14 protein-coding genes are annotated in these 18,410 nt (G+C 64.6%); 7 read left to right on the top strand and 7 right to left on the bottom strand.

The genetic code is table 11. The annotated features are described in order from the left end of the window. Window positions 1–77: 77 nt before the first annotated feature. From ABIB99_RS01500 to ABIB99_RS01470, 7 genes are read left to right on the top strand one after another with little or no spacing between them, the layout of a single operon-like run. Window positions 78–1,883 carry a gamma-glutamyltransferase family protein gene (locus ABIB99_RS01500; protein WP_354174533.1) on the top strand — a complete coding sequence of 602 codons (1,806 nt, stop codon included), beginning with the start codon at window positions 78–80 and terminating at the stop codon, window positions 1,881–1,883. A 9-nt stretch (window positions 1,884–1,892) separates the two neighbouring features. Then, entirely contained in the window at window positions 1,893–2,603 is a 711-nt protein-coding gene (locus tag ABIB99_RS01495; protein WP_354119738.1) for a DUF1028 domain-containing protein, read from the top strand. Continuing rightward, on the top strand, window positions 2,600–3,589 hold the full coding sequence (locus ABIB99_RS01490; protein WP_354119739.1) for an ABC transporter ATP-binding protein: 990 nt from the start codon (window positions 2,600–2,602) through the stop codon (window positions 3,587–3,589). The genes ABIB99_RS01495 and ABIB99_RS01490 overlap by 4 nt, the downstream gene beginning before the upstream one ends. Then, complete coding sequence (locus tag ABIB99_RS01485) at window positions 3,589–4,689, top strand: ABC transporter ATP-binding protein (RefSeq protein ID WP_063984753.1); 1,101 nt, start codon at window positions 3,589–3,591, stop codon at window positions 4,687–4,689. Before ABIB99_RS01490 ends, ABIB99_RS01485 begins: the two co-directional genes overlap by 1 nt. A gap of 23 nt (window positions 4,690–4,712) precedes the next feature. Further along, window positions 4,713–6,224 carry an ABC transporter substrate-binding protein gene (locus ABIB99_RS01480; RefSeq protein ID WP_063984754.1) on the top strand — a complete coding sequence of 504 codons (1,512 nt, stop codon included), beginning with the start codon at window positions 4,713–4,715 and terminating at the stop codon, window positions 6,222–6,224. 31 nt (window positions 6,225–6,255) lie between these two features. Further along, the gene (locus tag ABIB99_RS01475; RefSeq protein WP_231144406.1) at window positions 6,256–7,197 is read left to right on the top strand and encodes an ABC transporter permease; all 942 of its coding nucleotides are present in this window, start codon (window positions 6,256–6,258) and stop codon (window positions 7,195–7,197) included. Window positions 7,198–7,200: 3 nt separating this feature from the next. After that, on the top strand, window positions 7,201–8,088 hold the full coding sequence (locus tag ABIB99_RS01470; protein WP_039151440.1) for an ABC transporter permease: 888 nt from the start codon (window positions 7,201–7,203) through the stop codon (window positions 8,086–8,088). A gap of 116 nt (window positions 8,089–8,204) precedes the next feature. Here ABIB99_RS01470 and cnbZ read toward each other — a convergent pair whose 3' ends face one another. The 7 genes from cnbZ to ABIB99_RS01435 all read right to left on the bottom strand — a co-directional run bounded on the left by cnbZ (window position 8,205) and on the right by ABIB99_RS01435 (window position 18,404). Beyond that, the gene (gene cnbZ, locus ABIB99_RS01465; protein WP_063984756.1) at window positions 8,205–8,951 is read right to left on the bottom strand and encodes a 2-amino-5-chloromuconate deaminase CnbZ; all 747 of its coding nucleotides are present in this window, start codon (window positions 8,949–8,951) and stop codon (window positions 8,205–8,207) included. A 9-nt stretch (window positions 8,952–8,960) separates the two neighbouring features. Then, window positions 8,961–10,211 carry an adenylate/guanylate cyclase domain-containing protein gene (locus ABIB99_RS01460; protein WP_063984757.1) on the bottom strand — a complete coding sequence of 417 codons (1,251 nt, stop codon included), beginning with the start codon at window positions 10,209–10,211 and terminating at the stop codon, window positions 8,961–8,963. Next, on the bottom strand, window positions 10,208–10,597 hold the full coding sequence (locus ABIB99_RS01455) for a response regulator (protein WP_014496960.1): 390 nt from the start codon (window positions 10,595–10,597) through the stop codon (window positions 10,208–10,210). The genes ABIB99_RS01460 and ABIB99_RS01455 overlap by 4 nt, the downstream gene beginning before the upstream one ends. Then, window positions 10,594–13,191 carry a sensor histidine kinase gene (locus ABIB99_RS01450; RefSeq protein ID WP_354174528.1) on the bottom strand — a complete coding sequence of 866 codons (2,598 nt, stop codon included), beginning with the start codon at window positions 13,189–13,191 and terminating at the stop codon, window positions 10,594–10,596. The genes ABIB99_RS01455 and ABIB99_RS01450 overlap by 4 nt, the downstream gene beginning before the upstream one ends. 150 nt (window positions 13,192–13,341) lie before the next feature. After that, window positions 13,342–16,437 carry a MexW/MexI family multidrug efflux RND transporter permease subunit gene (locus ABIB99_RS01445; protein ID WP_354174526.1) on the bottom strand — a complete coding sequence of 1,032 codons (3,096 nt, stop codon included), beginning with the start codon at window positions 16,435–16,437 and terminating at the stop codon, window positions 13,342–13,344. 70 nt (window positions 16,438–16,507) lie between these two features. Beyond that, window positions 16,508–17,701, bottom strand: a complete 1,194-nt coding sequence (locus ABIB99_RS01440; RefSeq protein WP_354174523.1) for an efflux RND transporter periplasmic adaptor subunit — start codon at window positions 17,699–17,701, stop codon at window positions 16,508–16,510. A 1-nt stretch (window position 17,702) separates the two neighbouring features. After that, entirely contained in the window at window positions 17,703–18,404 is a 702-nt protein-coding gene (locus tag ABIB99_RS01435) for a TetR/AcrR family transcriptional regulator (RefSeq protein WP_085404399.1), read from the bottom strand. Between the last annotated feature and the right edge of the window lie 6 nt (window positions 18,405–18,410).

Here is an 18,410-nt window from a genome sequence, read left to right as displayed (position 1 = left end):
CCATGCGGTCCACGCATTGGCGGCACGGCATCGCCTGTGATCAATTGCGCGCGCGACAAATAAGGTAGCGAAATCCCATGGCCAGCAACGTCAATCCCGATCCCTTCACGACGCGCCCCGAGATCGAGGGCACGTTCGGGGTCGTCGCCACCACACACTGGATCGCGACCGCGGTCGGCATGGCCATCCTGGAAAAGGGCGGCAATGCCTTCGACGCCGGCGTCGCCACGGCGTTCACGCTCCAGGTCGTCGAACCGCATTTGAACGGCCCGGGCGGAGACGTGCCCATCATCGTGCATGACGTCAAACGAGCACGCACCGAGGTGATCTGCGGCCAGGGCCCGGCGCCAGCGCGCGCCACCATCGCGCATTACAAGAGCGAAGGCCTCGACATGGTGCCCGGCACCGGCCTGCTCGCGGCCTGCGTCCCCGGCACGTTCGAATCCTGGATGATGCTGCTGCGCGACTACGGCACGATGCGCGTGCGCGACGTGCTGGAGCCCGCGATCTCCTACGCGCGCGACGGCTATCCGCTGGTCGAGCGCGCCTGCGCCACGATCCAGACCGTCGAGCAGCTGTTCCGCAAGCATTGGCCGACCTCGGCCGCGGTCTATCTGCCCAATGGCGAAGTGCCGAAGCCCGGCACCCTCTTCACCAACAAGACGCTGGCTGCGACCTACGCCCGCATTCTCAGCGAAGCCGAGAGCGGCGGTGGTGGCCGCGACGCCGAGATCGAGCGTGCGCGAAAGGCCTGGTCGCAAGGTTTCGTTGCGGAAGCCATCGACAAGTTCTGCCGCACTCAGGAGGTGATGGATGTCAGCGGCTCGCCGCATCGCGGCGTGCTCTCGGCGGACGACATGGCGCGTTGGCAGCCAACGATCGAGGCACCGCTCACCTACGACTATGGCCGCTACACCGTCTGCAAGGCCGGCGTCTGGAGCCAGGGTCCGGTGACGCTCCAGCAGCTCGCGCTGCTCAAGGGCTTTGCGCTCGACGGGCTCGATCCGACCGGGCCGGAATTCATCCACCTCCAGATCGAATGCGCAAAACTCGCCTTCGCAGACCGCGAAAAGTTCTACGGCGATCCCAAGTTCAGCGAGATCCCGATCGCGACGCTGCTGTCGGATGCCTATAATGACGAACGCCGCAAACTGATCTCAGAGAAGGCATCGCTCGACTTCCTGCCCGGTTCGGTCGAAGGTTTTGGCGGCGTGGTCAAGCTGCGCCGCGCCGAGGGGCAGCGTGAGGCGGTCGGCGCGCTTGGCGCGGGCGAGCCGACAGTCGGGCGCTTCGGCGAAGTGCGCGGCGACACCGTGCATTTCGACATCATCGACAAGGCCGGCAACATGGTGTCCTCGACGCCATCCGGCGGCTGGCTGCAATCCTCACCGATCATTCCGGAGCTCGGCTTCTGCCTCGGGAGCCGCGCGCAGATGTTCTGGCTGGAGGAAGACCATCCCGCCGCGCTGGCGCCGGGCAAGCGGCCGCGCACGACGCTGTCCCCCACCATGGCGCTACGCGACGGCGAGCCGTATCTGGCCTGGGGCTCGCCCGGCGGCGACCAGCAGGATCAGTGGATCACACAGTTCTTCCTACGGCACGTCCATTGCAACCTCAATCTCCAGGAAGCGATCGACGCGCCGGCCTGGCACTCCGAGCATTTTCCGATCTCGTTCTGGCCGCGCACCGCACGCCCCGGTGTGCTCGTGGTCGAGAACCGCGTGCCGAAGGCGACGATCGAGAATCTTCGCGAGCGCGGACACATTGTCGAGGTCGGCCCCGACTGGTCGGAAGGTCGCCTCACCGCGGCCTCGCGCGTCGGGGTGCGCCGCCGCGCCGCCGCCAACCCGCGTGGCATGCAGGGCTACGCCGCAGGGCGCTGAAGGCAGCACATGACCTGGTCGATCATCGCGCGAGACCCTGCCACCGGCCAGTTCGGCATCGCTGTAGCTACCCGCTTCTTCGCCGTCGGCGCGCGCGTGCCCTACATCGCGGCCGGTCTCGGCGCCATCGCGACCCAGGCCTTCGTCAATCCCTACTACGGCATCGACGGCGTCAAGCTGCTGCGCGAGGGCCTGAACGCGCATGACGTTCTCGCCACCCAGCTCGCGACCGACGACGGCCGCGAGAGCCGCCAGATCCACATCATGGACGCCAGCGGCGCGATCGCCGCGCATACCGGGCGCGACTGCGTCGACTGGTGCGGGCACATCGCCGGCAGCGGCTTCTCCATTGCCGGCAACATGCTTGCCGGCGCCGACGTGCTCGACGAGACCGCGAAGACCTATATCGCCAATGACAGCCTACCCTTCCCGCGCCGCCTGCTTGCCGCCATGCGCGCGGGCGAGGCCGCCGGCGGCGACAAGCGCGGCAAGCAATCCGCTGCGCTCCTGATCCACGGCGAGGAGGAATGGCCGGCGCTGGACATTCGCGCCGACGATCATCTCGATCCGCTGGGCGAACTCGAACGGCTGGAGCGCGTCAGTCAGGAACTCTGGGTACATTTCCGCTCTTCCATGCCGACGCGGCAGAACCCGGCAGGCAACACCGATCGCAGCGTCATCGACGCCAGCATCGCTGCGAGCCGAGCAAGGCAATCATGAGCGCAAGTCCTCTCATCGAGATCAAGGATCTGCGCATCCGCTTCCACGGCGACGACGGCCGCGTGACCCACGCCGTCGACAGCGTCGATCTCAGCGTCGCCAATGGCGCGACGCTCGGCCTCGTCGGCGAATCCGGTTGCGGCAAGAGCGTGACGTCGCTGGCGATCATGGGATTGCTGCCGAAGCAAAGCGCGGAGATCTCGGGCGCAATCCGCTTCGACGGCTTTGACTTGCTGAAGACTCCTGACCAGACGCTGCGCGACCTCCGCGGCAACCGGCTGGCGATGATTTTTCAGGAGCCGATGACGTCGCTCAACCCGAGCTTCACCATCGGCGACCAGATCATCGAGACCATTCTGCGCCATCGCGGCGGCTCGCGGCGCAGCGCGCGCGAGCGGGCCATCGAGTTGCTGCGCCGCGTCCACATCCCCTCGCCGGAGCGGCGGATCGACGAATACCCGCACAAGCTCTCCGGCGGCATGCGCCAGCGCGTGATGATCGCGATGGCACTGGCCTGCGATCCGCGGCTGCTGATCGCAGACGAGCCGACCACCGCGCTCGACGTCACCCTGCAGGCGCAGATTTTGGAGCTGATGCGCGAACTGAAGGCGGCGAGCGGCGCCGCCATCATCCTGATCACCCACGATCTCGGTGTCGTCGCCGAAGTCTGCGACGAGGTCGCGGTGATGTATGCCGGCGAGATCGTCGAGCGCGCGCCGGTCGACGAGCTGTTCGCCATGCCGCAGCATCCCTACACCGTCGGCCTGCTGGGCTCGATCCCGCGGCTCGATCGTCGCGCCGAGCAACTGGCCACGATCGAGGGCATGGTGCCGAACATGGCGCAGCCACCCGGCGGCTGCCGTTTCGCCGCGCGCTGCCCCTTCGTGCTGGACGCCTGCACCAAGGCACCGCCACCGCTGGTCGAGGTCAGCCCCGGCCACCTCTCGCGCTGCATCCGCGCACCGCTCGAACTTCTGGTGTCGTGATGGCGCTTCTCGAGGTCGAAGGCCTGGTCAAGCATTTTGTCGCCGGGCGCTCGCTGTTCGGCCGGGCACTGGGGCATGTCAAAGCGGTCGATGGCGTCAGCTTCTCTCTCGACGCCGGCAAGACGCTGGCCCTGGTCGGCGAATCCGGTTGCGGCAAATCCACCGTCAGTCGCCTGGTGCTGCGGCTGATCGAGCCGGATGCAGGCACGGTGCGTTTCGCCGGCCGTGACCTGCTCTCGCTGGACGCCGCGGCGCTCCGCGCCTTCCGCCGCGAAGCACAGATCATTTTCCAGGACCCCTACGCCTCGCTCAATCCGCGCATGACGGTCGGCCAGATTCTCACCGAGCCGCTGGCGCTGCACGATCTGGTACCGCCGGCGCAACGGCGCGAGCGCGTCGCGGAAATCTTGCGGCTGGTCGGCCTCGAGCCACGGCTCGAGCGGCGTTATCCGCACGAATTCTCCGGCGGCCAACGCCAGCGCATCGCCATTGCCCGCGCGCTCGCGGTCGAACCAAAACTGATCATCTGCGATGAGCCGGTCTCGGCGCTGGACGTCTCGATCCGCTCGCAGATCCTGAACCTGCTGCGCGAGCTTCAGGACCGGCTTGGGCTGGCCTATATCTTCGTCTCGCATGACCTCGCCGTGGTCAAGCACATCGCCGACCATGTCGCCGTGATGAATCTCGGCCAGATCGTCGAGACTGCCGAGGCGGACGCCCTGTTCGCGGCACCCCGCCATCCCTACAGCCGTGCGCTGCTGTCCGCGATCCCCATGCCTAAACCGCGGGCAAAGCGCAGCCGAATTGTGCTGCAGGGAGAGATCCCCAGCGCACTCAGCCCGCCGCCGGGTTGCCGCTTCCACACCCGCTGCCCCTACGTGATCGACCGCTGCCGCAGTGAAATGCCGCAGCTCGTGCCGGATGGCATCGGACATGCAACGGCCTGTCACCGAACGTCGGAACTGCCGTCCTCCGCGGCGATCGTCCCGTCCGACGGCGGCTTCTCGCCGGTCCTTGAAAAATTGGTCGCCGCCTTCAGCGGGGGCCCGGAAGCAGTCCGCGGCAGCGGGGTTAGTTCATTGGGAACGGACCCGGCATAGCCGCAAAACAGAGGTTGAGAGCGATGAGTTTCATGCGTTTGACAATCCTGGCGTCGGCTGTGCTGACGTCGCTCGCGGGCGCAGCCCAGGCTCAGACCACGCTTCGCATCGGCATCGCCGAAGACCCCGATATCCTCGATCCCAGCATCGGCCGCACCTATGTCGGCCGCATCGTCTTCTCCGCCTTCTGCGACAAGCTGTTCGACATCGACGAGAAGCTCAACATCGTGCCGCAGCTCGCGCTGTCCTACGAGACTTCGGCCGACGGCAAGGAGATGACGATCAAGCTCCGGCCGAACGTCAAATTCCATGACGGCGAACCGCTGGACGCCGAAGCCGCAAAGTTCTCGATCGAGCGTCACATGACGCTGCCGACCTCGTTCCGGAAGTCGGAGCTTGCCAGCGTCGACCATGTCGAGGTGGTCGATCCCCTGACCATCAAGCTGGTGCTCAAGACCCCTTACTCGCCGCTGATCGCCCAGCTCACCGACCGCTCCGGCATGATGGTCTCGCCGAAGGCCGCGAAGGAGGCGGGCGACAAGTTCGGCCTGCATCCGGTCTGCGCCGGCCCCTACAAATTCGTCGAGCGCGTCCAACAGGACCGCATGGTGTTCGAGAAGTTTGCCGACTACTGGAACAAGGACAACATCCATATCGACCGCGTCGTGTTCCTGCCGATTGTCGACGCGACGGTGCGCCTTGCCAACCTCAAGTCCGGCGGGCTCGATTTGATCGAGCGCGTGCTGGCCACCGACATCAAGGATGTGCGCGCCGATCCCAAGCTGGTGCTGTCGACGGCGCCCGAGCTCGGTTATCAGGGCCTGACGATCAATATCGGCAACGACAAGACCAAGGGGCCACTCAGCCAATCCGCGAAGGTACGCCAGGCACTCAGCCTGTCGATCGATCGCGAGGCCATCAACCAGGTCGTATTCAACGGCGAGTTCACGCCGGGCAATCAATGGGTCAGCCCGACGCATCCATACTATCAGAAGGCTTTCCCCATTCCGGGTCGCGACATCGCCAAGGCCAAGGCGCTGTTGAAGGAAGCCGGTGTCAGCCTGCCCGTCACCGTCGACTACATGGTACCAAAGGGCACCGAGTACGAGGCCGTCGCCCAGGTCGTGCAGTCCATGGCCGCCGAAGCAGGCTTCGACATCAAGGTCCGCGTCGTTGAATTCGCGACCACCTTCAAGCAGGCGCAGGCCGGCGAGTTCCAGGTGTTCCAGATCAACTGGAGCGGACGCATCGACCCGGACGGCAATTCCTACATCTTCATGCGCAGCAAGGCGCCGCAGAACGACGGCGTGTATTCGAACCCCGAAGCCGACAAGCTGATGGAAGACGGACGGGCGACGTCCAATGTCGAGGAGCGCAAGGCGATCTACGGGAAGCTGACCAAGATCCTGCTCGACGACCTGCCGATCATCTACATCTATCATCGTACGCTCCTGATCGCGCATACGAAGAAGCTCGAGGGCTACCGGCAGATGCCTGATGGCCTCGTGCGCGTGGTCGGGCTGAAGTTCAAGTGATCGCGGCATCACTCGGGAAACGCGTGGAGCCATGCTGAACTTCCTCGCCCGCCGCATCGCGCAGATCGTGCCGACACTGTTCTTCGTGTCGGTGCTGATCTTCTCGCTCCAGCAATTGCTGCCGGGCGATCCCGCGCTGGTGATGGCCGGCGAGGAGCGCGATCCCGCAGCGATCGAGCAGATCCGGCAGCAGTACAAGCTCGATCAGTCGATCCCCGTGCAATATGTCTACTGGCTCAAGGGAGTCCTCACCGGTAATTTCGGCGAGTCGCTGCGCAACAAGATGCCGGTGCGCGAGTTGATCGCCCAGAAACTGCCGGTGACGCTCCAGCTCGGCTCAATGGCGATCCTGATCGCGTTCCTCATCGGCATTCCCGCCGGCATCATCTCCGCGGTGAAGAAGGGCACGGTTTGGGACTATGGCGCCAATCTGTTCGCGCTATGGGGCATCTCGACGCCGAATTTCTGGCTCGGAATCCTCATGATCTTCCTGTTCTCGATTCACCTGGGCTGGCTGCCGGCCTCAGGCTATGTGCCGCTCACGGAGGACTGGCGCGCGAGCCTGGCCGCCACCATCATGCCGGCCTTCGTGCTCGGCAACGCAATTTCAGCGGTCCTGATGCGGCACACACGCAGCGCCATGCTCCAGGTTCTGGAGAGCGACTATGTCCGCACCGCGCGCGCGAAAGGTCTCTCCGAGCGCTCGGTGATCCTCAAGCACGCGATGCGCAACGCGCTGACGCCGATCATCACCCTCGGCGCGCTCGAGCTCGGCACGCTGTTGTCGGGCGCGGTGCTGACCGAGCAGATCTTTTCCATTCCCGGCTTCGGCAAGCTGATCGTGGACGCCGTCTTCAACCGTGACTATGCGGTGGTGCAGGGCGTGGTGCTGGTGACGGCCACAGTCTACATCACGCTCAATCTCGTCGCCGACGTCGCCTATGTCCTCGTCAATCCGCGGCTGCGAGGTTAGACGATGACCGACGCCGCACTGCCAGCCAGTCCCGCCACCCAGGCCTACGAGCTGGACAGCCCGGCCCGCCGTGCGCGGCGGCGCCTGTTCAAGCGCAAGGCCGCGGTCTTCGGGCTTGTCGTGATCACAGCCTTCATCCTGCTTGCGGCCCTTGCGCCGCTGGTCGTGCCCTATGATCCCATTGCAACGAGCTGGAGCCTGGTGCGCAAGCCGCCCACCGCCGCCCACTGGTTCGGCACCGACGATCTCGGCCGCGACATCCTCAGCCGCGTCATCTACGGCGCGCGGGCCTCCCTGATGGCGGGTCTGATCTCGGTCGCGATCGCGCTCGGGATCGGTGTCCCTCTTGGTCTCCTCGCCGGCTATCGCGGCGGATTTGTTGACGCGCTGATCAGCCGGATCACCGATGCGATGTTGGCCTGCCCGTTCCTGATCCTGGCGATCGCGCTGGCCGCCTTCCTCGGTCCCAGCCTCGGCAACGCCATGATCGCGATCGGCATCTCGGCAACGCCGATCTTCATCCGCCTGACGCGCGGGCAGGTGCTGAGCGTCAAGGCCGAAGACTATGTCGAGGCGGCGCGCGCGCTCGGCAATCCGCCGTGGCGGATCGCGTTCTCGCACATCCTGCCGAACATCCTTCCCGCGCTATTGGTGCAGGCGACGCTGTCGATCGCCGCCGCCATCATCGCCGAAGCCGCGCTGTCGTTCCTCGGCCTCGGCCAGCAGCCGCCGGCACCGTCCTGGGGCAGCATGCTCAACGCGGCGCAGCGCTTCCTGACCCAGGCGCCGTGGATGGCGATCTGGCCGGGCCTTGCGATCTTCCTCGTGGTGCTGTCGCTGAACCTGCTCGGCGACGGCCTGCGCGACGCGCTCGACCCGCGCCAGCGCTAGCAGTCCCTCAGGTGAGGAGCGCGTTCTTACGCGCGTCTCGAACCATGAAGGCCCGACTGTCACCTGGAGCCATCGTTCGAGACGCGGCCTGACGGCCGCTCCTCAGGATGAGGACCTCAAATCACGGTCTCGCGCATCACGCGACGGCAATCCATCTCGTATTCGAGGTCGACCACCGGCGGACGGGCGAAATGCCAGGTCAGGCCGGAGCGCAGCGCGCCGTGGCGGACCAGCTCGTCGACCAGCGCGTGGTGGAAATCGTGCACGGAATAGGCCTGCACGCCGGTGGTGTCCTTCCAGCCGAAGCCGAAGGCCGTCATCCGGTTCTCCATCTGCGACGTCGTGGTGAACCGCACCTTCTCGCGAAGACCCTCCGGGCTGAGGTCGCGGTAGCGCACCGTGCGCTCGACATAGGTGCCGCCGCCCTCGCGCGCCTCGGCGCCACCGGCGATCACGAAGCTTGGTGCCTTCGAGGTTGTCGGACGCGTGAAGGAGAAAGCATAGAACGACGGCTCGGACGGCGGATCGATCTCCGGACAGACATTGCTGCGCGCCACCGGATTGGTGGTGCCGTCGAAGATGCCCCATTCGGACAGCGTCTTCACATAATGCAGGTTGAATGCGCGAAAGCCTTCCTCGCTGAAGGCCGCCGGTGAGCGCAACTCGCAGGCACAGAACGCCGTCAGCGGACGCCCTGCTTCCTGGATATACTTCGCCGCGAGCGCAAATCCCTCGGCCAGCGGCACCAGGCGATCGAACCGAACCCGCTCAATCTCGTATCCGTCGTCAGCGGCGGCACCCGCCGAATACTGGAACACGGACGGAATGAACCGATAGTTGCCGGCGGAGAAATCACCAATCATGTCGAACTCCTAATCCAGTTTCATGCGGATGCCCTTGGCACCGTTGAGCAAGCGCTTCAGGTGAAAGCCGGCCAGGGAATCGTCGGCGTGCATCCCGACCAGCGCGGCAAAGGCCGGCATGGCCGCGACGTCGCCGGCTTCCATCTTGGCAAAAGCCTCGGAATATTGCGCCGTCCTTGGCGCTTCGAATTTATCCTGCGGCAACGGTTCGAACGCACGCAGCGGTTCGCTGCGTCCGCGCAGCATCAGATCACCCACGGGACGGCCTTGAAAATGCTCGGCAGCCTTGGCGACGCTGGCACTGGCGCAGATGCGTGTTCCCAGATGCTTGTTGGCGGCCTCCAGTCGCGCCGCGATGTTGATGGTGTCTCCATAGGCGGTGTAGTCGAAGAAGCGGTTGCCTCCGAAATTGCCGACCAGTGCCGGCCCGGCGTGAATGCCGATGCGGGTGGTGCCGAAATTCACGCCCACGGCCCTCTGGCGCGCGCAGAAATCCTGTGCCCAGGCATCGAGGTCATGGGCGCAGGCGACCGCACGCGTCGCATAGTCCGGCTGATCGCCGGGCGCATTGAAGAGCACCTGGATCGCATCGCCGATGATTTTTGCGACCGTCCCCTCATGCGCGAAGATGGTTTCGGTCATCCCGCCGACATATTCGTTGAGGAGCGCGCCGAGCGTCTCGGGCGGCGCGCTCTCGACCAGGGAGGTGAACCCGGTGATATCGGTGAAGATGGTGGCGACATCGCGCCACTGCACCTCGATCCCCTCACCCTCGCCGCCCGCCACCAGACGCTTGGCGAGCTCGGGCGAGAAATGGCGCGACAGCGCGGCATGGGCCCGCTCCGCCTCCATCTGACGGCGCCGCACCTCGCGCAGCATCTCGATATGGCGAATGGTCTTCTCGATCGTGGCTTCCAGGTCGGCGAAGTCGATCGGTTTGGTGAGGAAGTCGAACGCGCCGCGGTTCATGGCGGTGCGGATGTTGCTCATGTCGCCATAGGCCGAGACGATGATAGTCGACTTCTTGTCCTCGGCCTCCTGGAGCTTCGCCAGCAGCGACAGCCCATCCATGCGCGGCATGTTGATGTCGGAGACCACCATGTCGACATGCGGGTTCTGCTCGAGGGACTCCAGCGCCTCGACGCCGTCGCGTGCAAACATGATGTCGACGAGCCCGTCGCGGATCTGCCTGCGAAACTTCTGCAGGATCAGCGCCTCGAGGTCTGGCTCGTCATCGACGAAGAGGATGGTCGAAGTCATGCGGCTTGCTCGAGCCTCGTGTCGATCTCCTGCCGCAGCAGCGCAAAATCGATCGGCTTGGTGAGGAGCCCGATGGCGCCACGCTCGATCGCCTTCCGGCGCGTCTCGGCGTCACCATAGGCCGTGATCATGATGACGGGAACGTCCGGATGCTCGGCGCGCACCTTGGGCAGCATGTCGAGCCCGCTCATGCCGGGCATGTTGATGTCGGACAGGATCAGGATCAACGAGGGGTCGCGCACCTCGGAGGCGAGCCTGAGCGCATCGGACGCGGACGGCGCGAATTCCATCTGGAAGCGTCCGGCGCGCAGGTCACGCCGGAACTGCTGCCGGAACAGCGCCTCGACGTCGGGCTCGTCATCGACGACCAGGATGTAAACGTTCAATTCTTGCCTCCGGGAGTATCGTCCGCCGCCATCTGGCGCGGCAGCGTGATGATGAATTCGGTGAATACACCGGGCTCGGTGTTCACGTCGATCGTGCCGCCGTGCTGCTTCACGACGATGTCATGGCTCATGGACAGGCCGAGCCCGGTGCCCTCGCCGGCCGGCTTGGTGGTGAAAAACGGATTGAACAATTTCGCCTTCACCTCGGGCGGAATCCCTGTGCCGTTGTCGCGGATCCGGATCTCGACCTTGTCGCCGAGGTTTTTGGTGGCCGCGTTCAAGGTGGGCTCGAAGCCGTCCGTCGCGCTCTCCTTGCGCTTGGCCGCAGCATAGAAGCCGTTCGAGATCAAATTGAGCAAGACGCGCGCGATCTCCTGCGGATAGACATCGACCGTCCCGGCCCCGGGATCGAACTCGCGCTCAAGCGTGACGTTGAAGGCGGGCCGTTCCGCGCGCGCACCGTGATAGGCGAGATTGAGGCTTTCCTCGACGACGGCATTGATATCGCTGGGGCGATGCTCGCCGGAACCCGCGCGCGAATGCAGCAGCATGTTCCTGACGATGGAATCGGCGCGCTTGCCGTGCTGCACCACCTTTTCCAGATTGCTCCTGAGCATGCCGGTCAGCTCGTCGACCTCCTCCTTCGTCTTGCCGTCGAGCGAAGCCGATTGCAGGGCCTGGTTGAGTTCATCGATCAGCTCGGTCGAGACCGAGGAGAAATTGTTGACGAAATTGAGCGGGTTCTTGATCTCGTGGGCGATCCCCGCCGTGAGCTGGCCGAGGGAGGCGAGCTTCTCGGTCTGGATCAGGCGATCCTGCGCGGTACGCAGATTGTCGAGCGACTGCGACAGCTCCGTGGTACGCTCACGAAGCTGCTTGAGCAGTCGAGCGTTCTCGATCGCAATCACAGCCTGTTTGGTGAAATTCTCAACCAGTGCGATCTGCTTGTCGGCGAACGGACGGACCTCCTTGCGATAGACCGCGATCGTGCCAATCAGCTCGTTCTCCTTCAGCATCGGCACGATGACGATCGTACGGGCGCCGGCGACGTCTGAGATCGCGCGAACGGCAGGCCCACCAGCAAGATAGGCAGGTGTGTTTCGCACATCGTGAACGTGGACGACCTTACGTGTCCTGACGACCTCGGCGAGCGCGCTGTTCGGACGAGGTCGGATTTCCACATCTTTTCGCGAAGCAGCGAACGCAGCCGGCACATTGTAATCCGCCGCAATCGTGAAGCTTTCACCGTCCCAGAGATTCATGACGCCGAAACTTGCGCCACAGACCCGCGTCGCATTTTCGAGCATTTTGTAGAACACGGGAGCGAGTTCGCCCGGAGAGGAACTGATGACCTCCAGCACCTCAGAAGTCGCCGTCTGTTGCTCGAGCGTTTCGGACAATTCAGCCGTCCGCCGCTCGACCTTGTTTTCCAAATCCGCATAGGATTCCTGCAACCGCGCGCCCATGTCGTTGAACTGGTCGGCGAGTCCTTCAAGCTCGTCGCCGGTCTTGATCGAGATGCGCTGCGAGAAATCGCCGCCGCCGATCCGCTCGGCGCCGCTGCGCAGGGCCTGGATCGGTCCGACCATGCGGCGCGCGAGGAAAATCCCGGCGAGCACCGCGAAGATCGACGCTGCGAGCAACACGATCGCCAGCCGCTGCAGCGAAGCATAGAGCGCCGCATAGGCCTCCTCGACCGGCAGCTCGACGAGCATGGTCCAATGCAGCGGCTCGATCGGGGCCGATGTGGTCAGCACCTTCTGCCCCTGGATATTGCGCGCTTCGGGGAGCGCGTCGGACAGGGTGCCGCCTCCAGCCTGCGCGGCGCGCACCTGCGCGAGGCCCGACATGTCGGTGTTGCGCAGCACCAGGCTGATGTCGGGATGCGCGATCAGGCGTCCCTCCGGGCCGACCACATAGGCGTGCCCGTGCTCGCCGACCTTGATCTGGGACACGACGTCCCAGATCAGCTTGAGATTGACCTCCGCGATGCTGACGCCAGCATCCTTGCGCGCGCCGGCCAGCGCGAGCGTCATGTAGGGCTCGGACTCCCTGCGGAAATAGACCGGGCCGTAATAGACCTTGTGCGCGACCGCCTCGGTGAACTTCGGGTCGGCCGACAGGTCGATCCCGCTGTCGATCGCGTCCATGGCCAGCCGCGAGACTCGCAAGCGCTCCTTGCCGGTCGCATCCACCTGGGCGAGCTCTGTGACCGCGGGCACCTGGCGCAGCAGCCGTTGCGCGTCGAACCGGCGCTGCTCGATCGAGCCCGCCGACCAGGGCAGCTGCGTGGTCCAGCCGAGCTGGCTCTCGATCTCCTTGACGAACTGGCCGATCTTGGCCGCCGCTGCCTCGGCCTGCTCATGCTGGACCCGGATCAGCGCGGCCTTGTGCTCGCGATAATAGAAGAAGACCTCGAACAGCCCGTTGGCCAGCAGCGCAATGGCGACGACGGCCACGAACAGCGCGACATATTTGGTGAAGAGCCGGGTCCTGATCCCGCGCCCCGCCGCCTCGCCGGGCACGACGCCAGCCGCGGCAGCGCTCGGCACTGTCCTGGCTTGCGGGGTGTCGGGGTGGAGGGAGATGCTCATCCCGGCGAATCTAGCAAGAAGGCCGGAACTTGTCTCTCGCCAACGCGGAAAGGACTCCCCCGTAAGCCTGACGGCCTACGCAGGCTGCGGGACAAAGGAAAAGGGCGGCAACGGATGCCGCTGCCGCCCTCTGGTTCGCTGACCTGCGGCTCAGGTCGGTCGCAGCGCCTTGGAATTGAGGTCGAGATCGTTGACCTCCTTGTTCCGCTCGGAATCGGCCGCCGCGCGGTGGTCGGTTGCCAGCACGACGTAGACCGCGGGCAGCACGAACAGCGTGAACAGCGTACCGATCGACATGCCGGCGACCACCACGAGGCCGATCGAGAAGCGGCTGGCCGCGCCCGCGCCGGACGCAGTCAGGAGCGGGATCAGGCCGGTCACCATCGCGGCCGTGGTCATCAGGATCGGCCGCAGACGAATGCGGGCCGACATCTCGATGGCCGAGCGGCGGTCGAGCCGCTCGTTGACCTGGAGCTCGTTGGCGAACTCCACCATCAGGATGCCGTGCTTGGTGATCAGGCCGACCAGGGTCAGCAGACCGACCTGGGTGTAGATGTTCATGGTCGCCATGCCAAAGAACAGCGGGATCAGCGCACCCACGATCGCCATCGGCACCGAGATCATGATCACGAATGGGTCACGCAGGCTCTCGAACTGCGCCGCCAGCACCAGGAAGATGATGATCAACGCAAAACCGAAGGTGATCGCAAGCTGGTTGCCCTCCTGCACGTATTGCCTGGAGTCCGCGAGATAATCGTGGCTGAAGCCGGCCGGCAGCTTCTTGGCCTCGCCTTCGAGGAAGTCGACCGCCGATCCGACCGTCACGCCGGGCATTGGCACAGCCGAGAACGTCGCCGAATTGAGCTGATTGTAATGCGTCAGCGAATTCGGATCAGTCTTGGTCCTGACCGAGACCACGGTCGACAGCGGGAGCTGCTGGCCCGTGTTGGTCGTCACATAATAGCCGCCGAGCGATTCCGGCGAGAGCCGGCTGCTGCGCGGCACCTGTGGGATCACCTGGTAGGACCGGCCCTCCAGATTGAAGCGGTTGATGTAGTTGCCACCGAGCAGCACCGCGAGCGTAGAGCCGAGGTTCTGCATGTTAACGCCGAGATCCTGCGCCTTGGTGCGGTCGATCGTGACCTCCACGTTCGGCTGGTTGTAGGCGAGGTCGCTGTCGGAGACGATGAACATGCCGCTCTTGCGCGCGGCGTCCTTCAGCTTCTCCATCTGCTCATAGACTGTCTGGAAGCCCGCGGTGGAATTGATCACCATCTGAACCGGCAGACCGCCGGGGCCACCCGGCAACGGCGGCAGGTTGAACGCGAAAGCCTGCACGCCCTCGATCTTGGAAAGCTCGGCCTGCACCAGCGGCTTCAACTGGATCGACGAGCGCTTGCGCTCGTCCCACGACTTCAGCAGCATGCCGGCGATGCCGCCCTGCGGGCCGTTGATGCCGTTCAGCACGAAGCGCAGATCGGTTTCGGGGAACTTCTGGAATTTCTCGTCGAGCTTATCGCCGTAGAAATCGACATAGTCGATGTTGGCGTATTTCGGCGCCTTGGTCACCGCGAACACGATGCCCTGGTCCTCCTCAGGCGCCAGCTCCTTCGAGGTGTGCATGTAGAGGAAGCCGACCAGCCCGAGGATCGTCACCGCGAACAGACCGGTGATCGCCTTGTAATCGAGCGAGCGGTCGAGCCTGCGCCCATACCAGCGCGTCAAAGCGCCGAACACCTTGTTGACCAGCTTGGCGAAGCGGCCCTCTTCGGTATTCTTGAGCAGAATAGAGCACATCATCGGCGACAGCGTCAGCGCGATCACACCTGACACGATCACCGAGCCCGCGAGCGTGAAGGCGAATTCGCGGAACAGCGAACCGGTCAGGCCGCCGAGGAAGCCGATCGGCGCGTACACCGCCGCGAGCGTGATGGTCATGGAGATGACCGGCCCAACGATTTCGCGCGCGCCTTCCAGCGCCGACTGAACCGGCGTCTTCCCTTCCTCCAGATGGCGATGGATGTTCTCCACCACGACAATGGCGTCGTCGACCACGAGGCCGATCGCGAGCACCATCGCGAGCAGGGTCAGAAGGTTGAAGCTGAAACCCAACGCCAGCATCAAGGTGCAGACGCCGATCATCGACAGCGGAATGGTGACGACGGGAATGATGACCGAACGGAGCGAGGCCAGGAACAGGAAGATGACCACGATCACGATGATCACGGCTTCACCCAGCGTCTTCTCCACCTCGTCGATCGAAGACTGGATGAACTTGGTCGAGTCGTAGGCGACCTTCATCTTCATCGACGGCGGAAGATTGCGCTCGAGTTCGGGGAACAGCGCGCGCACGCCCTTGACCAGCGTCAGCGGGTTGCCCTGCGGCGTCGCGTTCACGCCAATGAAGATCGCATGCTCGCCATTGAAGGCGACGCTGGCATCCGTGCTTTGGGCGGCGAGTTCGACTGTGGCGATGTCCTCCATCCGCACAAAGCCGCCGTCCTTGGCCTTGACGATCATCTTCCTGAACTGGTTGACGTCAGTCAGGCTGGTGTTCGTCGAGATGTTGGAAACGATCAGATAGCCCTTGGTCTGCCCCGCTGCGGACTGGAAGTTGTTGGCGGCGATCGCGGCGGCGACATCGGCCGGCGACACGTTGCGGCCGGCCATCTTCATGGGATCGAGCCACAGCCGCATCGCAAAGGTCTGGCCGCCCAGAATGTCGGCCGAGGCCACGCCGTCGACCGTCGACAGCACCGGCTGCACCACACGCGTCAGATAGTCTGATATCGCCGAGCCCGACAGCTCCTCGGAGGAGAAGCCGAGATACATCACGGCCGTGGTCTGGCCGGTGGTCTTGGTGACGATCGGGTCGTTGGATTCCTTTGGAATCAGGTACTTGACCGAGTTGGTCTTGGCGAGCACCTCGGTGAGCGCCTGGTTCGGATCGAAGTTCAGCTTGATGTAGACCTGGATCGTCGAGGTGCCGAGCACCGAGGACGAGGTCATGTAGTCGACGCCTTCGGCCGAGGCGACCGCCTGCTCGATCGGCGTCGTGATGAAGCCCTGGATCAGGTCTGCGGACGCGCCGGGATAGACGGTCGTGATGTTGATGACCGTGTTCGACAGCTTCGGATATTGCCGGATCGGCAGCACCATCGCCGCGCGCAGGCCGATCAGCAGGATCAGCAGACTGACGACGACCGACAGGACCGGTCGCTTGATGAAAATATCGGTAAAGCGCATCGCAGCGATCTCGATTTCTTTGTCTCAAGAAAAGTGACCCGGCGAGGCCGGATCACCTGGATGTATTGGATCAGTAGCGCGGCGGCTGCGCCGGGATCTGCGGCGCCGAATCGGTCGAGATCGCAACTGGGGCGCCCGATTGCAGCTTGAGCTGGCCGACAGCGACGACCTTGTCGCCCACCTTCACGCCCTTGATGATTTCGACGCGACCGTCGACCCGGCTGCCGGTCTGCACGAACGTGCGCACCGCGGAGAGGCTGGTCTTGCCGTCCTCTTCCTTCTTCTCGGTGATCACGAACACGGAGTCGCCGTACAGCGTGTAATCGACCGCCGTTTCCGGCACGGTGATCACGGCCGGCTTCGCCGGCAGCACCACCGTCGTGGTCACGAACATGCCCGGCTTCAGGATCTTCTCCGGATTGGCGACCGTCGCCTGCACGCGGATATTGCGGGTGTCGGCCGCGACCTGCGGCTCGATCGTGGTGATCTTGCCGTCGAAGGTGCGGCCCGGATAGGCGTCAACCTTGAGCCGGACCGGCTGGCCGACCTTGAGGTTGCCCGAGTCCTTTTCGGTTACCGTGAAGTTGGCCCACAGCTCCGACAGGTCGGTCAGCGATACGATCGCCGTGCCGGCCGTCAGGTACTGGCCGACTTCGACCTTGCGGACGCCGAGATCGCCGGAGAACGGCGCACGCACCAGCTTCTGCGAGATCACCGCCTCGGTCTTGGCGATGCCGGCCAGCGCCTGATCGTAGGCGGCCTGCGCGTTATCGACGGTCGCCTGCGGGCCGAACTGGCGCGATGCCAGCTGCTTGGCGCGGTCGAGCGAGAGCTGTGCGACGGTTGCCTGCGCCTTGTAGTTGGCGAGGTCGCCCTGCTCCGGCATGTCGAAGAACTGCACCAGTGGCGTGCCGGAATCGACATGCGTACCCGGCTCGAACTTGATCTCGGTGACGCGGCCGTTGACGTCGGCGCTGACGTCGACCTGGTGCACGGCGGCAAGGCCACCGACTGCGGTGAGCAGGTTCGGCACCACCTCGGACTTCGCCTCGGCCGCGCTGACCGCGGTCGGCGGCGGCTTGTTGTTGGCGAAGAACTGCTTGATCATCTGGCCGCGGAAGTAATTGAACCAGACGAGGCCGCCAACGAGCACGCCCAGGAGCGTGCCGACGATGATGAACCACAGCACCGGCCTAACCGGACGCTTGGGAGCCTTGGTGTCGATCGGTTCGCCCGAAATCTTGTGTTCGGTTACGATGTTCATGTCATGCGCTTTCTGCAATCGCCGTCTTGCCCGCATCCGCGGCCTGATCGCGGCCCAAATGCGAAGCAATTGCGGCGTCGTTAAGTCCGATACCCCTCAGGAGAAACTCACAGAGCTGCCGCTCCAGATCGTTCGCCTTGCCGTAGACGAGGCAGGGCGTGGCCGGCAGCCTGGTCAGCGCAGCCATCATCACCGAATGATGCGCGAACCAGAACAGGTTGAGCGGATCGCCGCTGAACGGCCGCGCGTCACCGCTGGCAACCGCGCGCTCGAGCGAGGCGAGGAAGACCGCCCCGATCAGCTTCTCGATCTTGGCATATAGCAGACGGGCGAATTCGCCGTCATCCAGATGGCTGGTGGCCATCAGTCGCAGGCGCTGCGCCTCCTCCTGATCGGGCCCGTCGGCGATGTGGAGGAAATGCTGGACCATGCCGCGGATCAACTCGACCAGCGTGGCCGTCGAGGGCTCCCGCTCGAGCAGGTCCGTCAGTGCCGGATCGGCTTCGCACTCGTCGCTGAGGATCTCGGCGTAGAGCGCCGCCTTGGACGGGAAATGCTTGAACAGCAGCGCCTCGGAAATGGCCGCGGCGGCCGCCACGCTCTTGGTCGTGGTGCCGGTATAGCCGTGTCGGGCAAAGCAACGCTTTGCGGCGCCGAGGATCAATTGACGCCTCAGGTCGCTCGTCATTCGCAGTGAGCTCATGTTAGT

Source organism: Bradyrhizobium sp. LA6.1, assembly GCF_040547805.1.
Taxonomy (GTDB): Bacteria; Pseudomonadota; Alphaproteobacteria; order Rhizobiales; family Xanthobacteraceae; genus Bradyrhizobium; species Bradyrhizobium barranii.
This window is presented reverse-complemented; position numbering and strand designations above follow the sequence as displayed.